The organism is Robertkochia solimangrovi (assembly GCF_007279655.1).
GTDB classification, from domain to species: Bacteria; Bacteroidota; Bacteroidia; order Flavobacteriales; family Flavobacteriaceae; genus Robertkochia; species Robertkochia solimangrovi.
Genome location: NZ_QKWN01000006.1, coordinates 169,398 through 188,454 on the forward strand (window position 1 = coordinate 169,398; position 19,057 = coordinate 188,454).

Annotated in this window: 19 protein-coding genes; 12 read left to right on the forward strand and 7 right to left on the reverse strand. The window is 41.5% G+C overall.

All coding sequences use genetic code 11. The features are described 5' to 3' along the window. Window positions 1–85: 85 nt before the first annotated feature. The 3 genes from DMZ48_RS09055 to DMZ48_RS09060 form a co-directional block, all read right to left on the reverse strand. Complete coding sequence (locus DMZ48_RS09055) at window positions 86–1,186, reverse strand: slipin family protein (protein ID WP_143954815.1); 1,101 nt, start codon at window positions 1,184–1,186, stop codon at window positions 86–88. Window positions 1,187–1,726: 540 nt separating this feature from the next. Continuing rightward, window positions 1,727–1,867 carry a hypothetical protein gene (locus tag DMZ48_RS18615; RefSeq protein WP_162558695.1) on the reverse strand — a complete coding sequence of 47 codons (141 nt, stop codon included), beginning with the start codon at window positions 1,865–1,867 and terminating at the stop codon, window positions 1,727–1,729. Further along, a complete protein-coding gene (locus DMZ48_RS09060) occupies window positions 1,868–2,392 on the reverse strand; it encodes a tetratricopeptide repeat protein (protein WP_143954816.1) in 525 nt (174 codons plus the stop codon). An 805-nt stretch (window positions 2,393–3,197) separates the two neighbouring features. On the opposite strand from DMZ48_RS09060, the gene DMZ48_RS09065 reads away from it, so the two are divergent. Further along, window positions 3,198–3,956: an SGNH/GDSL hydrolase family protein gene (locus DMZ48_RS09065; RefSeq protein WP_199287962.1), complete on the forward strand. Its 759-nt coding sequence runs from the start codon at window positions 3,198–3,200 to the stop codon at window positions 3,954–3,956. Here the strand turns inward: DMZ48_RS09065 and DMZ48_RS09070 are convergent, their stop codons facing one another. From DMZ48_RS09070 to DMZ48_RS09080, 3 genes are all read right to left on the reverse strand, one after another. Continuing rightward, window positions 3,957–5,048 carry an MBL fold metallo-hydrolase gene (locus DMZ48_RS09070; protein WP_143954817.1) on the reverse strand — a complete coding sequence of 364 codons (1,092 nt, stop codon included), beginning with the start codon at window positions 5,046–5,048 and terminating at the stop codon, window positions 3,957–3,959. Between the two features lie 512 nt (window positions 5,049–5,560). Beyond that, complete coding sequence (locus tag DMZ48_RS09075; protein ID WP_143954818.1) at window positions 5,561–7,822, reverse strand: xanthine dehydrogenase family protein molybdopterin-binding subunit; 2,262 nt, start codon at window positions 7,820–7,822, stop codon at window positions 5,561–5,563. A 34-nt stretch (window positions 7,823–7,856) separates the two neighbouring features. Beyond that, window positions 7,857–8,315, reverse strand: coding sequence for a (2Fe-2S)-binding protein (locus DMZ48_RS09080; protein WP_143954819.1), 459 nt, complete (start codon window positions 8,313–8,315; stop codon window positions 7,857–7,859). Window positions 8,316–8,696: 381 nt separating this feature from the next. Here DMZ48_RS09080 and DMZ48_RS09085 point away from each other — a divergent pair, with 381 nt between their 5' ends. From DMZ48_RS09085 to DMZ48_RS09135, 11 genes are all read left to right on the forward strand, one after another. After that, window positions 8,697–9,305, forward strand: coding sequence for a hypothetical protein (locus DMZ48_RS09085; protein ID WP_143954820.1), 609 nt, complete (start codon window positions 8,697–8,699; stop codon window positions 9,303–9,305). Between the two features lie 2 nt (window positions 9,306–9,307). Continuing rightward, the gene (locus tag DMZ48_RS09090) at window positions 9,308–9,595 is read left to right on the forward strand and encodes a winged helix-turn-helix domain-containing protein (RefSeq protein ID WP_199287963.1); all 288 of its coding nucleotides are present in this window, start codon (window positions 9,308–9,310) and stop codon (window positions 9,593–9,595) included. A 52-nt stretch (window positions 9,596–9,647) separates the two neighbouring features. Further along, window positions 9,648–10,991: a cell envelope integrity protein CreD gene (gene creD / locus DMZ48_RS09095; RefSeq protein WP_143954822.1), complete on the forward strand. Its 1,344-nt coding sequence runs from the start codon at window positions 9,648–9,650 to the stop codon at window positions 10,989–10,991. A gap of 128 nt (window positions 10,992–11,119) precedes the next feature. After that, window positions 11,120–11,512, forward strand: a complete 393-nt coding sequence (locus DMZ48_RS09100; protein WP_143954823.1) for a ribosomal maturation YjgA family protein — start codon at window positions 11,120–11,122, stop codon at window positions 11,510–11,512. Window positions 11,513–11,762: 250 nt separating this feature from the next. Then, the gene (locus DMZ48_RS09105; RefSeq protein WP_143954824.1) at window positions 11,763–12,536 is read left to right on the forward strand and encodes a ParA family protein; all 774 of its coding nucleotides are present in this window, start codon (window positions 11,763–11,765) and stop codon (window positions 12,534–12,536) included. After that, the gene (locus DMZ48_RS09110; protein WP_143954825.1) at window positions 12,536–13,444 is read left to right on the forward strand and encodes a ParB/RepB/Spo0J family partition protein; all 909 of its coding nucleotides are present in this window, start codon (window positions 12,536–12,538) and stop codon (window positions 13,442–13,444) included. The genes DMZ48_RS09105 and DMZ48_RS09110 overlap by 1 nt, the downstream gene beginning before the upstream one ends. Continuing rightward, window positions 13,444–14,160: a DUF5683 domain-containing protein gene (locus DMZ48_RS09115; protein WP_143954826.1), complete on the forward strand. Its 717-nt coding sequence runs from the start codon at window positions 13,444–13,446 to the stop codon at window positions 14,158–14,160. The genes DMZ48_RS09110 and DMZ48_RS09115 overlap by 1 nt, the downstream gene beginning before the upstream one ends. Before the next feature lie 21 nt (window positions 14,161–14,181). Beyond that, complete coding sequence (gene dapB / locus DMZ48_RS09120; RefSeq protein ID WP_143954827.1) at window positions 14,182–14,883, forward strand: 4-hydroxy-tetrahydrodipicolinate reductase; 702 nt, start codon at window positions 14,182–14,184, stop codon at window positions 14,881–14,883. A gap of 118 nt (window positions 14,884–15,001) precedes the next feature. Further along, window positions 15,002–16,702 carry a signal peptidase I gene (lepB, locus tag DMZ48_RS09125; protein WP_143954828.1) on the forward strand — a complete coding sequence of 567 codons (1,701 nt, stop codon included), beginning with the start codon at window positions 15,002–15,004 and terminating at the stop codon, window positions 16,700–16,702. A gap of 17 nt (window positions 16,703–16,719) precedes the next feature. Beyond that, window positions 16,720–17,334 (forward strand): WbqC family protein, encoded by a 615-nt coding sequence (locus DMZ48_RS09130; protein ID WP_143954829.1) that lies wholly within the window; start codon window positions 16,720–16,722, stop codon window positions 17,332–17,334. Between the two features lie 3 nt (window positions 17,335–17,337). Further along, window positions 17,338–17,652 (forward strand): DUF6122 family protein, encoded by a 315-nt coding sequence (locus DMZ48_RS09135; protein WP_143954830.1) that lies wholly within the window; start codon window positions 17,338–17,340, stop codon window positions 17,650–17,652. A gap of 388 nt (window positions 17,653–18,040) precedes the next feature. On the opposite strand, the gene DMZ48_RS09140 is transcribed toward DMZ48_RS09135, so the two are convergent. After that, window positions 18,041–19,054, reverse strand: coding sequence for an endonuclease/exonuclease/phosphatase family protein (locus tag DMZ48_RS09140; protein ID WP_143954831.1), 1,014 nt, complete (start codon window positions 19,052–19,054; stop codon window positions 18,041–18,043). Window positions 19,055–19,057 lie beyond the last annotated feature (3 nt).

Genomic DNA, 19,057 nt, shown 5'->3' on the forward strand with positions numbered 1-19,057 from the left:
ATATTTTAAGGTAATTTTCCGTTTCTTATGAGCAGTATTGCTTGTAAGAGAAAAGAACGCGCCGACATTCGTTGACGCGTTCTTCCTATTTATTAACGGCAAATATCTCTTTCAACTGGCCGATCATATTTCCGTTACCAGCCACAGTAATTTCTCCGATTTTATCTGCAATCTTCTCAACATACTCCATTTCCTTGAGTTTATAAAGCATTGCACTTTCTTCCATCAATTTAGCAGAATTCAATAAATTTCTGGTCGCTGCTGCCTCCTCTCTTCTTGTGATAATGTTGGCCTGAGCTCTTTTCTGAGCTACCAGAACCTGGTTCATGATATCCCTCATCTCACCGGGTAAGATTATATCCCGGATACCGAATTTTAAAACTTTGACTCCCAAGGCCTCCACATCTGTTTTCATGCTATTGAATACCGATGTTGCCAGCCCCTTCTTATCACCTAACAGATCATCAAGTGTATACTCACCGACATATGTCCTTAGCATCATCTGTGCTGCCACATACAATTGCTTTTGATAATCCCGGTTTTCAATCAAGGCTTTTTCGATATCAAAAACCCTGTAAACAATATCAGCATTGATTCTGACCGCAGCCTTATCCTTGGTCAATAATTCCTGACCGGAGATCTCAAGTTGCAGTTGTCTCATATCTGCTAAAAGAATTTCAATTTTGGATTGGTTCTTCCAGTATCGGTAAATTCCCGTACCCAGAGTTCTTTGATATACCCCATCGATATACAATAACCCTTTAGAATATGCATCTACCCCATATGATCGTAGATATGATGCCAGTATAGGATTATCATACCAGGATTTGTTGATCCTTTCATCCACTTCATTATCTTCGAGATCAATGTATTCAAACCTGTAATCGACGAGTACATTCCAGTAGTAATAATTCCCTGCGGTCAATACTTTTTTCAGTATACCCTTCTCCAGAACAATTACAATCTGATCATCCCTAACAGCAATAACATGAAGCATTGCCGTAAGCTCTTTATCCTGCAGTAATATTTCTGCGGGTATCTGAGATTCGAATGGCCTTGTCAAATCATAATTGATCACCTGTTCTCCAAAACCCAACCAATAGTTACCGGAAGTTAATACCCTGCTATAATTTCCTCTTTTTATGACTAGTCCGACCTGACCGTCTCTAATTTTTACATGTTTCATTTTATATATTTAATTGGTTTACTAATAAATTTCCAATTCTAAACTTTCGGTCATTTTCATTGTAATGCCCCTAAAAGCTTATAGGTTTCAGCTATGCAATTACCGGCATTCCATCTGAACAATCAGGATCATCAGCTTTTCCTTAGTATTTTAAAGTATGTTTAAGACAGTGGGCACTATTCCTTAATCCTGTTTCAATGCTGAAAAACGATTCTGAACGGCTAACTGTCTAAACCCACTTCTCCTACCTTCGGATCTAAAGAGACCAGTGAGCGGTCAGATTTACTTTGTAAGCAACAAATGACGGATTACCGGTATTGATAGCACTTTAGCCTTGCGACCGTGATCATTTTAAAGATGATCGAACTTCAAACAAACCTTTCAGTCCGTGCATAAAAATGGCGACTTAAGCCATGCGATACTGTTCTACCAATTGAACTAACTTCCTTTGATCAGGAAGACGGGATTCGAACCCGCAACACGTACTCGAGAACCATTATATGGTCAAGGTCCCAAACCTTCAATCGGGCTGTATACAGATTACTGATACCCAAGGGTAAGTCTCTGCACATCGATGCTATTGGAAACATCAGACCCGGCCTGATCGAAATCCTTAACCTCCGGTATCGATGAATGCCACCAAAACCTACCGGAGGTTTGTATCCCTCCTTTCAGGAACACTTATTTCTTGGCTTTCGCTTTTTTCTTTTTCTTGCCCTCTTGCTTACCGATTCTCTTCTTCACTTTTTGGATCTCATCCTCAAGTTCAGTTAATGTATTCTTATCGGTATAGTATTTACCAGCCCTTTTATACGAACGCATAGCCTCTTTGTACTGCCCCTTGTACTCCCTTAACCTTCCCTCATAAAAAGCAAGTACTCCTTTGTGCACCTTCTGTATACTGTCCGCAAAACAGATCAGTTTTTCCGCTGCATCGAAATCCTGAGTTCTAAAAAGAACTGTGATAAACAACGGATAAATCCCGGGCCATTCGATATCGATGCTCATCGCCTGTTCGAAACAACTTTTGGCTGCTTCATAATCCTGAAATTGTTCCATATGTACTCTGCCAAGCATACACCAAACCTGAACATTCAGATCATCATAAGACATCGCAAATTGCAAGGCTTCCATGGTCTCCGATATTTCATATGGGTAGGCATCGAAAGCTTTATATAAATGTGGATTGTATGTTATTCTTTCCATAACGGTAATAATATTCGGTTCGGATTAAAATTTTTCCGAATCCTTGATTTATAAAGATTGATAGATTAAAAACTGAAATTTTAGTTTTCGATCCGTTACATTTCTATGGTATGCCCCGGATCTTTGTACTCAGTTATCTACTGGTGTGGAAAGAACCGAAGCCCAAAACGAGATTGTCTTACAATCTGCGTTTTTCTGGAATCACTGCAATAAGATAGCATGGCTTCGTAATTTTAAATTATTCTGATATTCTAATATTTTGTCTGTATTGAACGACGGTGCAAATATGAACTTGAAATTTTAAATATCCAAATAAAAATAGGTTTTAATTATTTGATTTTCAATTACTTATAGATAAAATTAAACATATGTTTCCCTGTCCCCCAATACGGCGGATACAATGATATCGCTAAGTATTTCATTCTCAAATATTTTCTAAAACTCACATGTTGTTTTTAGTTTATTCATCAGTTAAAAAAATTTTCAAAAAAAAACGCCCGAGAGATATCGGGCGTTTTTTAAAGTATCTTCAAATGATATATGTTATCACATTTTAGCCTTTAAAATAGAAAATATTCGCCCATTCCTTGAATTTAGTCCTCCTAAATCACGGTTTTTAATGCTACTGCATGGTAGCCCTGGTGACGTATATTTTTGAAAAATTTTCATTTCGAATACAAATATGCGAATTTTATTACTAAAATTCCAGTTTCCATCCTAACAGTTTCTTCCTGAAGGATTCAGTCCAGGTAAGAATTCAGCGCTATTCATTGATTATTCTTTATAGAAATCGTAAACTAGTTCTATGAAACACAAACGCAGAGAATTTTTTAGGAAAATGGGTTTGGCCGGTATAGCCTTAGGAACTGTGCCAAATATAATTGCTCAAGAATTAAAATCAGAAGTACCGACTACTCCAACTCTGGATCCGGGTATGAAGATCCTTTTTCAAGGAGATTCGATCACCGATGGGAATCGCAGTAGAAATGACGACTGGAATCATGTTATGGGCCATGGATATGCCTATCTTATTGCCAGCAGACTCTGGTATGACTTTCCTGATAAACAATATATGTTTTACAACCGTGGTATCAGTGGAAATACAGTGAAGGATCTTAACGATCGCTGGCAGGAAGACACCTTAAAACTCAATCCTGATCTGATCAGCATTCTCGCAGGGGTCAATGATATCTTTTACGATATTTATGACCAAAAAACAATTGACTACAAAGCCTTAATGGAATCATACTCCGAACTTATAGAAAAAAGCAGGGAAAATAATCCGAACGTAAAAATAGTCTTATGTGAACCTTTCACACTCAGGGTTGGTCATGTAGAAAAGGACCCTGCCAATTGGGAAAGCAAAGTCGGTAAACTTCAGGAATTGGTTCGGGAACTTGCCGCAACTTATAAAGCCCATTTTGTCGCTCTTCAAAAACCTTTTAATGATCATTTAAAACTAGCTCCTGCAAAATACTGGATCTGGGATGGCATACATCCCATGCCTGCCGGACATGAACTGATTGCCCGTGAATGGCTTAAACAGACCCAAGGACTTTATTGATCAATTAAATTCTTTCCACCAGGCATCATATTGAATGGAATCGTTCTCCCAGAAAACTTTCTCACCGATCTCCGGTGTGATTATACGAATGCTTCCGTCATTTGCCTTGACCACAGCCTCAATGGGCTCCTTCCAGGTATGCATGGCAAGAGCGAACTTTGAATTATGAACCGGGATATATCTTTTAGCATTCAGATCCTTTAAAGCTTGAATCTGTTCTCCAGGAATCATATGAATGTATTTCCAGGCACTGTTATACTGCCCCGTTTCCAATATCGCAAGGTCAATGCTGCCATACTTCTTACCTATCACTTTAAAATGATCATCATAACCTGAATCTCCTCCTATATAAATCTTCTGTCCTCCGATTTCCAGTAAGTAACTCGCCCATAAGGTTCCGTTTCTTTTAAATCCACGACCGGAAAAATGTCTCGCGGGTTCCGCATTGAAGGTGACGAAATTATCGAAGCTCACACTTTCATACCAGTCCAGTTCCGTAATAGTGTCCGGATTAAAGTCCCAGTGTTCCAGATGTGCCCCTACCCCCAATGGGGCAATGACATGCTTGATTCGAGATCGCAGTGCCGTTACCGTTTCATAATCGAGGTGATCCCAGTGATCATGAGAAATAACCAGGTAATCTATTTCCGGAATATCTTCAGCCTTGTACACATCACTGCCTGGAAAAGCACGGGTAGTAAAACTCAACGGACTCGCAGCTCCGCTCAGTACCGGATCCACCAGAAATCTCTTTCCTCCGGTTTGAATGAAATACGAGGAGTGCCCCATCCATATATAAACCTCATCTGCTTTATCAAGCGTCTTCAGGTCGGTTTTAGAGAATTTCAAAGTATCTGCAGGCTTAACACCATCTTTCTTCTCAAAGAGAAATTTGAACATCACCCCGGCCATAGAGGCATCTTCAGCCAATTGCGGTGTTTCACTTAAATTCTGAAAACTTCCTTCCCGAAAGTTGGGTGATTGTTCCATCCGTTCCAGACGTGCCCCTTCAGGTGCTTTTCCGAATTTCGGATGTTGCATAAAAAGCCAGGTAGCCAAAACCAGAAATAGAGCAAGAAAGATAATTGTCATCACAATACGTTTTAATAATTTCACCATTAAGATTCAGTAATTATTCCCGGGCAGACCAGCATTGTTGCTCCCGAATTAAACAAGTCTTTACCGTCATGAATTCCTTACAAAAAAAGTTCATTTTTGAAGGGAACAAATGTAAAGGATAAGAGGGATGAAAAATTGCAGAAATCAAATCGTGAGTTGTAAATTTCAAACAAAATCCTATGGAAAGGCAGTAATAATGGGGACAATGGGGACACTAATGACACTGGGGACACTAGTGACACTAGTAACAATGGGGACAATGTTGATAATGGCAAAGATTAACCTTCTTGAATTCTCAATTCTACATTCTAAATCCATAATCCTTAATTCATAATCCTTAATCCTTAATTCATAATCCTTAATCCTTAATCCTTAATCCATAATCCTTAATCCATAATCCTTCATTTAAAAAAACAAAAAACCAGTTTGCAGTTACGTTTTACGGTCGATACAAACTGGTTCTTCAAAATTAATTATAAAGACGACTAACTTTTAAGTTTTCTTTCAGCGACAAAAGGTTGATGGTAATGTCGTTCTCCTGTTGCTTTATACAAGGCATTTGCCAGGGCACCAACAACCGGAGGGAAAGGTGGCTCTCCTAAACCTGTAGGGTGAATATCATTTTGAACGAATGCTACTTCCAGTTCTTTAGGTGCTTCACTATGTCGGATCATCCGATACCTGTCGAAATTGGATTGTTCAGGCCTACCTTCTTTGAAGGTCAGACCGCAGAACATAGACTGTCCGATACCATCAATGGTACCCCCTTCCACCATATTAGAGGCTGCGATCGGATTTACCACGATTCCGCAATCAACTGCACACCATACTTTCTCGATGACTGGAGTATCGTTATCCATTGTCATTTCAAGTACATTGGCGACATAACTGTTATGGCAGAAATAGGCAGAAACCCCTCTGTGGTGGGTACTATCCTGATCCCATCCCGATTTTTCCCGTACGAGTTTCAGTACACCTGCGTAGCGGTCGGCTTCATAATCATTATTTTCTCCTACCGGATCTTTTTGCGCTTTTTCGAGTAATTCCAAACGGAAATCAATCGGATCCTTACCTACCGCTTCCGCGACTTCATCGAGGAATGCCTGTTCGACACCAGCGATAAAGTTCGAACGTGGAGCCCGGAAGGCACCTACGGAAATATTCGAATCCATTTCCCATGATTCTGCAAGATAGTTATCGATGGCTCCTGCCGGGAATCTGTTTGCAAACAACGGACTCTCAGGAATACCCCCTGCTCTTACATGGAATCCGATAAGGTTGTTATCCGCGTCCAGGGCAGCTCTGTAATAGGCATGATAGGAAGGGCGATAATTACCAAAGGTCATGTCATCTTCCCGGGTATATACCAGTTTAACAGGAGCTTTAACCTTCTGAGAAATCGCGGCCGCTTCTACAACGAAATGTCCGTATAATCTTCTACCAAAGCCTCCTCCCTGACGGGTCATTTGAATATCGATCTTTTCCAGCGGGAGTCCGATACGGGCAGAAACTGCCTTTTCCATGAATTCCGGTGTCTGAATAGGTCCGATCAGTGTTGCTTTCTCATCGGTCACGTCCGCATAGAAGTTCATAGGCTCCATCGTGTTATGAGCAAGAAAGGGTGCTGTATAACTTCTTTCGATCACCTTGGCAGCATTTTTAAACGCTTTTTCGGGATCGCCATCTTTGCGTACTTCTTTAGCCAGCTTTTCAGACATGGTCTCCATACGTTGCTGATGAACCTCCGTACTTTCAAATCCGGCGGGTACCTTACTCGGATAAGGATCACCACCTCCAAAGCCAGTATAATAATCTTCGTAACTTTCAAAAGGCTCCCACGTTACTTTGAGTGCTTTCTTAGCCTTCATAACTTCCCAGGTGGAATCACCGGTGATTACCACCAGCTCTTTAAAGGCATCCGCATCAAACATACTCATGGTATATCCTTCTTCATAGGTCTTAATGGTGAAAATATCCTTAATACCCGGCATATCGCGAACTCCGGTATCATCAAACGATTTGAACTTGAGTCCAAAGGCCGGGGGATGAATGATCATTGCGATCTGCATTCCTTCCTTATAGGTGTCAAGTCCGAATAAAGGTTTTCCGGTAACGATCTTCATTCCGTCCACATTATTACGGGAGGTCCGTATGATCTTAAAGTCTTTAACTTCCTTGAGCTCGACTTTTTCCGGAACTTCAAGAGTTGCCGCCAGCGAAGCCATTTCTCCATACCCGGCCGATTTTCCACTAGCTTCATGGTAAAGCACGCCGGCATCCGTGGTGATCTCCTCTACGGGAACCTGCCAGGTCTTTGCTGCCGCTTCTTTGAGCATATGTCGTGCAGTTCCCCCAGCCATTCGAAGTCCGTCCCATCCTTGTCGGATAGACTGACTACCTCCGGCTATCTGTCTTGAAAATACTGCTGTATTCAGGGGAGCCTGTTCAACGATCACATTATTCCAATCGATATCCAGTTCTTCCGCGACGATCATCGGCATGGAAGTTTTTACGTTCTGACCGATCTCAGGATTTGGAGACATGATGGTGACTACGCCATTTTCTCCGATCTTCAGAAACCCATTGATCTCATACCACTCCTCCGGTAATTCCAGAGTAGCCATGGTACTTTCAGTTTCGGTTTTACAGGAAGCGAACCAACTGAAGCCAATCAGCATTCCCCCACCGGCCATAGCCGAGGTCTTTAAAAAGGAACGTCTTCCCAATGATGTTTTTATAAGTGCCACTTGATTATTTTTTAAGTTATTGATGGAATACAAATCAGCTGTTTACAGCTGCTGACTTTATCGCTGCCTTGATGCGTTTATAGGTCCCGCACCGACAAATGTTTCCGTTCATAGCTGCATCGATATCAGCATCCGTAGGATTCGGATTGGTTTTGAGTAGTGCTGCTGCAGACATGATCTGTCCCGCCTGACAATATCCGCATTGCGGAACATCAAGTTCAAGCCAGGCCTTTTGAACGGGATGATCCCCGTTTTCTGACAACCCTTCTATAGTGGTGATTTTCTGATCACCGATGGCTCCCACCTGAATCTGACAGGATCGAACCGGAATACCTTCAAGATGAACCGTACAGGCTCCACACTGTGCGATCCCGCAACCGAATTTAGTTCCGGTAAGCTGTAAATGATCCCGCAAGACCCACAGCAACGGCGTATCCTCAGCCACATTTACGGTCTCGGTATTGCCATTAATGACTATTTTGAATTCTGACATGATATTTTTTTTACAAATTAGTGAAATTTAATCAGGATATAATTAAATATTTCACGCAATAAGTTAATGAATTGAAACATTCTGTCAGTTTTAACATAATTTTATAAAGCACTGAAATCAGCATGCAATTATCAGGATATGAATATCGATTATGAGTTTAGAAAATAGAGTACGGAAAACGGAAAACTGCTTACAGCTTTACAAGGTGACAGGTGACAGCGTTATCCGTGACGGAAAAAAGACAGCTTACTGCGTTACTCCTTCACTGCTTCACAAGGTAACAGGTAACTTTGTAACTAAAACAAAAAGAGAACAGATTTTAAAATTTTGTTTTGAAAATTGAAGAATTTAAATTTACTTTGTTTTTCAAAGTACTTTTATATGAGCAATAAGGACTACTTAAAGGACATACATCTCATCAAGGATATGATGAACCGATCTTCCCGCTTTATCTCACTAAGCGGTTTGTCCGGCATCTTTGCAGGAATATATGCCATCGCCGGAGCGATCTTCGCCTATTTTTACATCTTCCCTTCCGATGAGCAACCGTTACTGATAAACAGTGCTCCCTATAACGGGATACTGATTCTCCTCGCTTCCATCGCCATATTGAGTATCGTTACCGCATTTTTACTTACCACACGTAAAGCAAGAATGAACAATGAAAAGATCTGGGATATCACTACCTACCGCCTGTTGATCAATTTTATGATACCACTGGTCACCGGAGGAATCTATATTTTAATTAAATTGAACAGTCAGCACTATGGTTTAACAGCCTCATTGATGTTGATCTTCTACGGACTAGCCCTGGTCAATGCTTCCAAATATACGCTTGGAAATATTCGGTATCTCGGATTAGCTGAAATTCTGGCCGGATTGATATGTGCAGCCATGCCTGGCTATGGTTTTTGGTTCTGGGTCATCGGATTCGGTCTGTTTCATATCATCTATGGAAGCATTATGTATATTCAGGAAAAAAGAAGTTAACCTTGGGGATAATAGATAACATCAACAAACTTTTCGACCACCGGGTTCGCCTTGGGATCATGTCGGTACTCGTGGTCAATGATGAAGCAGACTTTAACCGGCTTAAAGAATTGCTGGACGTCACAGACGGCAACCTGGCAAGCCACCTTAAAGCCCTGGAGAAAGCAGAATACATCAGTGTAAGAAAAGCATTTGTGGGTCGTAAACCTCAAACCACATACAGGGCAACGAAATCAGGCAAAGAAGCCTTTAAAAAGCATATTGAAGCCATCGAACGATTGATAAAATAATTTTTTTTAACCACTAACTTTGAATTTCAAAGTACTTTAAAACTATACAAACATGGAACTCAACAAAAGTAAATTTCAAATTTGGCTACGCGAATCTATTACCTTAAAGATGCTGGTCGTAGGGTTTTTATTCCTGGTACTCCTCATACCACTGGTATTTGCACAAGACCTGATCACGGAACGAAAGGCCAGACAACAGGAAGTGATCAATGAGATCAACGGTAAATGGGGTAATCCGGTAACCCTAACCGGTCCCATTTTCAAAGTACCCTATAAAACCCAAAAAGAAACACGCATTTTCAACAAAGAGACCGACTCCTATGAAATAAAGCACGAAGAGGTTACCCATTACGCCTATTTCCTACCGGAAACGGTAAAGTTCGATTCAGAGATCGAATCAAAACCCCTGAACAGGAGCATTTATAAATCAGTCGTATTCACTTCCGATACGGAGATCACAGGAGACTTCCCGGAACTGCGCCTCAATCATGAAAACATCATTCCCGAAGACATCCTTTGGGAAAAGGCCACATTGATCATGCAAACTTCGAATCTTAAGGGAATTCGAAATAATGTTTCCATAACGCTGAACGGACAAACTTATGAAATGAATCCCATTTACGATAAAAGCGCCATGAACACCCTTGAAAGTGAACCCGTAAAGGATCTTGCAGCCCGAATTCAGGATCCGGGTCACTTTCAAATGCATCTGGAAATCAACGGAAGTGAACGCATGCGTTATATTCCTGTAGGGAGAACAACACTGGCAAGCATGAGTTCTGATTGGAAATCACCTAAGTTCGATGGTATGTTCCTTCCGGAGGACGGTTCAAGGGAAATCACTTCAGAAGGATTCAAAGCCGATTGGAAAGTGCTTCAGATCAACCGTCAGTTCGAACAAATATTCTATAATGAATTACCGGACCTCCGCAAATTCGCATTTGGAAGTGATCTGATCATCCCGGTAAACGAGTATGTTAAAAGTGAACGTGCCTCCAAATACGGGGCGATGGTGATCGGACTCACACTACTGGTATTTTTATTGATACAACTGGTCAGCAGGATCTACATCCACCCCTTCCAATACGTAATGATCGGACTCGCATTAGTGATGTTCTATACATTACTGATCTCCATTTCAGAACACAGTTCTTTCATGACCGCTTATCTCGTCGCTTCGGTTTCGGTAATCGGGCTTATCACCTTATACTCTCGAACGATTTTGAAAGGCTTTAAATTTTCCTTACTGATCGCCGCAGCACTGACCAGCTTATACGGATTCCTGTATATTATCCTGCAACTGGAAGATTACGCATTGCTGGTAGGCAGTATCGGTCTATTCGTTATTCTGGCCATAGTGATGTTCGCAACTAAAAGGATCGATTGGAACCGATGATATGTACCGGAAACCGATTGACCATTCAATCGGTTTCCTCTTTATTTATCACGGTAGCTACATAAATTCATACGGATATAACACAAACACGGTTTCTGCTGAACAACCATAAAACCATCAAAAATACCATGCGATTCAATGCACATCATTTTCTGAAATTTTCCCTGTTACTACTTACCGAGGTTTTGATAGCGATCTATATTCACCATGGCTTCATAAGAGGATTTGCAGGTGATGTACTGGTGATCCTGATGCTGTATTATGGCATCAAATGTATATTGCCCAGACCTTCATCTGAACAAATTCTTAAATTTGTGCTCTTGTTTGCCTGTATCGTGGAACTCCTACAATTATTCGAAATAACACGCTACCTGCATATGGAAAACCGTCTGCTGCGTACCCTGTTGGGCACTACCTTTGATCCGTTAGATATAATTGCCTATGTCACAGGCTACTTGTTGACATTGTTCTTTATTAAATATTCATCACTGGCTGAACCGAAGGATATCTATCTTGAATAATGAAGCCATCAGCATCGTCTAAACAAAATTCCGTACGTAACAATTTAAAATTCATTTGTGTAAATATTTATTTAGCTTATTAACAACAGACCGACATTATTATTCGTATTTTTAAATAAACCAGTGAAATCCCGCTGTCGGGAAAGAAGTTAGCCTGCTAAAGCCCGGATCTGTTGACCACTTGTTAACAAAATTCATTTTCAAAACTCACAAATAATCGTATTTTTACCTGATAAATCTATTTATTCTCATGGGTAAAATAATTGCTGTAGCAAACCAAAAAGGTGGTGTAGGTAAAACAACCACTTCGGTAAACCTGGCTGCCGCCTTGGGAGTTCTGGAAAAAAAAGTGTTGCTTATCGATGCCGACCCTCAGGCAAATGCAACCTCAGGACTTGGGATTGATGTGGAAAGTGTTGAAAGTGGTACCTATCAGTTACTGGAACACTCCCTACCGGCTTCAGAAACCATAATCCGGACCGACTCCCCAAATGTCGATCTGATCCCAGCACATATTGACCTTGTCGCCATCGAAATAGAATTGGTCGACAAAGATCAACGTGAATATATGCTGAAGACTGCCATGGCACCGATCAAAGACCAGTATGATTACATCCTGATCGATTGTGCTCCCTCATTAGGATTACTGACACTTAATGCGCTGACAGCATCCGACTCCGTGATCATTCCGATCCAATGTGAATATTTTGCTTTGGAAGGTTTAGGAAAGCTGCTTAATACAATCAAAAGTGTTCAGAAAATCCATAATTCAGGACTCGATATTGAAGGATTGCTTTTAACGATGTACGATTCCCGCTTAAGACTTTCCAATCAGGTAGTTGAAGAAGTTCAAAAACATTTCAGCGACATGGTGTTCGACACGATCATTCAACGAAATGTACGTTTGAGTGAAGCACCTAGTTACGGAGAAACTATAATTAATTACGATGCGACAAGTAAAGGTGCTACAAATTACCTAAATTTGGCGCACGAAATCATCAAAAAGAATAAGCAAGCGGTCTAATGGCAAAAGCAACTAAAAAACAAGCTTTAGGAAGAGGATTATCAGCCCTGTTGAAAGATCCGGAGAACGATATTCAATCGGCTTCGGATAAAAATGCGGACAAGGTGGTTGGGAATATCGTAGAGCTCGAATTGGATGCTATCGAAGTTAACCCGTTTCAGCCAAGAACCAATTTCAATGAAGAGGCCCTTCAGGAACTGGCTGTATCCATTCGCGAACTTGGGGTTATTCAACCCATCACAGTTCGTAAGATCGAATTCAACAAATACCAGCTGGTATCCGGAGAACGTCGTTTACGGGCATCGAAACTTGCAGGACTGGAAACTGTTCCGGCATATATTCGTATCGCGAACGACCAGGAATCTCTGGAAATGGCATTGGTGGAGAACATCCAGCGCCAGGACCTCGATCCTATTGAAGTTGCCTTATCGTACCAGCGTCTCATCGATGAGATTAATATTACCCAGGAAAAACTAAGTGATCGTGTAGGTAAAAAACGATCGACCATTACCAACTACCTTCGTTTATTAAAGCTTGATCCAATCATTCAGACCGGAATGAGAGACGGTTTCGTCAGCATGGGTCACGGAAGAGCTTTGATCAATATTGAAAACAAAAAAGACCAGATCGAAATTTACGAAAAGGTGATCTCGAATTCCCTTTCCGTCAGAGAAACGGAAAAACTCGTAAGAGATTATCAACTCAGAAAGGAAACAGGAGTAACAGGTAAATCAGAACCTGCTGCAGCCTCCTCCGTACCTGAATATGTAAGCGAGAGTATCGATGGTCTTACCGAGTATTTATCCTCAAAGGTAGATGTAAAGGTGGCAAAGAATGGAAAAGGAAAACTCATCATTCCTTTTCATTCCAAGGAAGACTTTTTACGTCTTGCAAAACTTTTAAAATAGTGTTTGGAAAACGTATTGCTATAATTTTCTTCCTTTTCTTTCATCTTATCATCAATGCTCAGGAAAAGGAAAAGGATACTACAACGACCCGCAGGGAACCCCTGAAAACGGACAACAAACCTGTTCTTACTTCTCAGGATAGTACTTCTGCTGATTCGGTTGCCGTACTGAGTAAACGCGAACTTCGAAAGATCCGAAAACAACAGGAAAAAGACAGTATCGCAAGATCGAAACCGATCAATCCACTATCTCCGGCTAAAGCAGCCTTTTATTCAGCGATCCTGCCGGGACTCGGACAGATCTATAATAAAAGCTACTGGAAAGTCCCTCTGGTATACGGAGCCATCGGAACTGGAATGTATTTCTATATCAGCAATACTAATGAATACAATCGCTATCGTGACGCCTATAAAAGCAGGCTTGCCGGTTTTGAAAACGATGAATTCTACGATATCAATAACAGCGGAATCGTATCAGGAAGTCCTGATGTAAGCGATGCCGCCTTAAGAGATGCTCAGGAGTATTATCAGCGAAACAGAGACCTTTCTCTCCTGATCACTATCGGACTATATGCATTGAACATTATCGATGCCAATGTCGATGCGCATTTAAAACAATACAACATCAGTGATGAATTGACCTTTAAACCTTATATTCAGCAAAATCAGAATACAGCAGTCACGAGTTACGGACTATCACTGAACTTTAATTTTTAAGACAACACAAGTTACATTCACATGAAAATAGCGCTTTTAGGATACGGAAAAATGGGGAAAATGATCGAAAGGATCGCAACGGAAAGAGGTCATGAAATCGTCACTAAGATCGATGTGAATAACAGTGATTTTGATATCTCAAACGCTGATGTAGCTATCGACTTCAGCATTCCGGATGCCGCTTTTCAGAACATCAGCAATTGTATTACGAACGGCGTGCCGGTGATCTCCGGAACTACAGGATGGCTCGACCGATATGATGAGGCAGCAGCTCTTTGTAAAGAAAAAGGAGGAGCCTTTATCTATGCTTCGAATTATAGCCTGGGGGTAAATATCTTCTTTCAGCTCAATGAATATCTTGCCGGGATGATGTCGAAGTTAAAGGAATATAACGTAAGTATGGAAGAGATTCACCATACCCAAAAACTCGATGCACCCAGCGGTACCGCGATCACGCTTGCTGAAGGTATTATTAATAATACCGATAAAACAGGCTGGAAGCTGGACACGGCATCAGAAAATGAGATTCCGATCATAGCCAAACGTATTGAGAACGTACCGGGTACACACAGTATAACCTATGAAAGTTCTGTCGACAAGATCGAGATCACCCATACTGCTCACAATCGTGAAGGGTTCGCTCTTGGAGCCGTTATAGCAGCAGAATGGATCCAGGGTAAAACAGGAGTTTTCAGCATGAAAGATGTGTTAAACTTGGGTTAAAAACTCTTTTGCCAGCGGTATTTACAGTTCCTGTGGTGAATTTCCTGTAAAAAAATTTATTTTTACCCTTATTTTAGAGCGCTGATCACAAGGGTGGCCAGCATATAAATTCTTACTTATGACATTTACACAGTGGTTTATCTTTTTCCTGGTACTTCAGGTAATTCATTTCCTGGGCACCTGGAAATTATATGTTAAAGCCGGTAGAAAAGCGTGGGAAGCTCTTATTCCCGTATACAATGCAGTCATTTTAATGAAGATCATCAACCGCCCGTGGTGGTGGGTTATCCTGCTCTTCCTTCCTATTATAAACCTGATTATGTTCCCGGTAGTCTGGGTGGAAACCATCCGGAGTTTCGGCAGGAACAGCACCCTTGATACATGGCTGGTAATCCTCACACTTGGATTCTACATCTATTATGTAAACTACGCACTGGATGTCAAATATATCGAAGAAAGAGATCTGAAACCACGTACCGCTACGGGAGAATGGATCAGCTCCATACTTTTTGCGGTGGTTGCTGCTACTTTGGTGCATACATACTTTATGCAGCCATACGTGATACCCACTTCCTCCCTGGAGCAAACCCTTCTGGTTGGGGATTTTCTTTTTGTGAGTAAATTTCATTACGGAGCCAGGGTGCCTATGACCACCGTGGCGTTCCCTATGGTTCACGATACAATTCCCGTTCTTAAATCAAGATCCTATATCAAGAAACCGCAATTACCCTATATGCGTATACCCGGTTTCCAGAAGATCAAGCGAAACGATATTGTGGTCTTTAGCTGGCCTGCAGATACGGTGGAGAGGTTCTTCCAGTATACCGATAAACGTATTCGAAAACCCATAGATAAGAAATCCAATTACGTTAAACGATGTGTAGGTATTGCAGGAGACAGCATCGAGATTCGTGATGGTTACGTTTATATCAATGGCGAACGATTGGTACTTTCAGATCGCGCAAAGACACAATACACGTACCTGGTTAAAGGCTCGAAAGGTGTTTCTTCGACCGCCTTGCTGGATGCCGGAGCCAGAGAGATCACCAGAACCTATGTTGCTAGCGGTATGAATCAGAATCAGCTGGATGCAGTTCTTCCTTACCTGAGTCGCAATCCGGAAAGAGTGCAGAACGGGATCGCCTTGATCACCGGAAAGAACGGAATACCGATGAATTTGGTCAACAAACTTCGTTTGAACATTTCTGAAATTACCAATGTAGAACGCGAAGCAACTCTGACCGAGGAAGGTGCCGAAAAACTAAGAGCAAATTCTTCCATCGACAGCGTCATCCGTTACATCATGCCGGAATCGATCACCAGTACCTCCTTCTTCCCAAATGATAATGCTTACCAATGGAATCTTGATCATATGGGACCTTTCTATATCCCTGAAAAAGGAAAAACGATAACACTCAACCTGAACAATCTTCCGCTGTACAAGAAAATCATCGTTGAATACGAACACAATGCATTACGCGTGAATGGAAACCAGATCTACATCAATGATCAACCCGTGACCGAATACACGTTCCAACAAGATTATTACTGGATGATGGGAGATAACCGTCACAGATCTGAAGACAGCAGATATTGGGGCTTTGTTCCCTTTGATCACGTTGTGGGTAAACCGGTATTCATCTGGATGAGTATCGAAAATATCCACGATGGTATCTCAAACTTTAAGATTCGCTGGGACCGCGTATTCACGACGGTAGGAGGTGAAGGTAAACCTCGTTCCTATTTCATCTATTTTGTAATAGCCGTTGTTGCCTGGATCATTTTCAGCCAGTTCAGAAAACGTAAAAAAGCGAAATAATCTTTAAATAATCCGGTATGTACAAGTTACTGCATCCGACCTATTTCCCTCCGATCACTCATTTTGTTGCTTTCGCTCAGGGGGAAATTTTACTGGAAGCTTGTGATAACTATCAGAAACAGACCTATCGCAACCGAGCCTATATTTACGGAGCGAACGGAAAGCAGATTCTTTCCGTTCCGATCAAACATACCGGAAATGGAGGGCAACGCTTATACCGCGAGGTTATCCTGGAAGATAATTTCAATTGGAAAAAGCAGCACTGGAAAACCATTCAAACCGCGTATCGCACTTCCCCATTCTTTGAATATTACGAAGACGACCTCGCTCCCTTTTTCGAAAAAAAACACGATTCCATCTTTCAAATGAATCTGGAAAGTATTGAATTAATCGCAGAGTGCCTGCAAATGGAAATTTCATTTGACTTCACAGAACGCTATCAGATCGATTATACCAATCTTAATGACCTGCGCCACCTCGTAGATGCTAAAACGCCACCAAACTTCGGTTTTGACCCTTATATTCAGGTATTCGAGACTAAACACGGCTATATGGAGAACCTGAGTATCCTTGACCTTCTTTTCAATGAAGGTCCGAATGCACTGCATTACCTTCAATCACAAGAACTCTGATCCATGCGCCCAATAGTTCATTACGGTATCCATTTCCTGGTACCCGTACTGGTTGCGTGGTTATTTTACAGGGAATCCTTCAGGCGATCCGCGATTATCCTGCTGGCAGGCATCATCATCGACATCGACCATTTGCTGGCACACCCCATTTTCGATCCTGATCGCTGCAGCATCGGCTTTCATATACTACACACCTACCCGTTCATAGTCTTCTACCTGATACTAGCCCTATTTCGCAAAACACGACTCTACGGACTCGCCCTGATGATTCATATTATTGCCGATACTGTCGATTGCTGGCTGAACAACGGATTTTAGTGGTACGTGGTGAATCCAGCATGAAAAATTGAGACGCTTATCATTATCCCTCTGTGAGACCACTACGCACCCTACACTTTTTCATGATGATACCGTCGCATAGAACCAGCTCACTACTCACCCAGTGACGATCTGCTTTTCCGCGCATGCGTCGAGTGTCGCCGCGATCATAGTGCTGACACACGATGATACTCGAGTGTCGTTTTCTGTAACGTAAATTTATTACTATTTAGTTCTCTTAACATTATGAAGCATATCAAGGAGTTTGCTTAGCCTTTTGCTAAGGGCAGAATTTGTATGTTTTCAAAGACAATAGAACTTACGGTACACAAAGAGGCTCAAACGAATAGCCGAAGGCTGAAGGCAGGATCGCACTATCCAAACCAATCTACAATCTGATTCTGGAAATAACCGGATAATGGTCGGATAATTCTTCGTAACGATTTTTATGAGTAACCACATGCATGGAAGGATCTGCCAGAATAAAATCGATACGCAAGGGATAATAAGGAAAATAGAAAGTTTTACCGGTACCGCTGCCCTTTTCGTCATAGGTGTCGATACAATCACCTTTGATCTGGTGATAGATGGCTGAGAACTGATTATTATTCAGATCCCCACAGATGATCACACGGTACGGACAACTATTTCGATGGTTGATAAAGATATCGGTTTGCACCTGTTGTTTGGTAAACGCCTTCCCCATACGATTGACGATGCGGTTTGAATTCTCCTGACTGATCTCCTCACTTTCCGGATCAATATTGAAAGACTGCATATGCAAATTATAGATCCTTACCGTATCATGATCCATTAAGAGATCGGTGAAGATCGCATTGTTCCCTGAATCGGGAAAATCAAGCGAACCCTGATTGACGATCTTATACCTGGAAAATATGGCCTGACCGGCATTTCCACCCTTCACTTTTACATAATGATAGGGGTAATTATTGAACTCCGGTTGTACATCATCGTAGAATTCCTGTAAACAAAGAATATCAGGATCTTCATCTCTTATTTCCTGAAGGATTCTTTTTTCAGTATCCTTTCCCTGGATCCAGTCATACCGATCGAACAGCCTTACGTTATAGGTCATAAGCTTAACCCCTGAGGTCGTTACCACCTCATTCGTTCCTCCGAACTTATAAATGGAATTCACCTTGTTAAAGCCCAGCAATAGCACGATAAAAGAAAGCAACCACTGCCTGCGCCATTGTAACAACCAGAAGATTATAAACAATATATTAACGATGACAAGCGGCGGAACGGACAGGCTGAAGATTCCGAATTTTGGAAATGAACTGATCGGAACATAAGGTACCGCAAAACTGATAAGCAATAACAAAGCGAACAACGTATTCAGGAAGAAGAGTCCCTTTTGCAACCAGTTGAGTTTTTTCATACA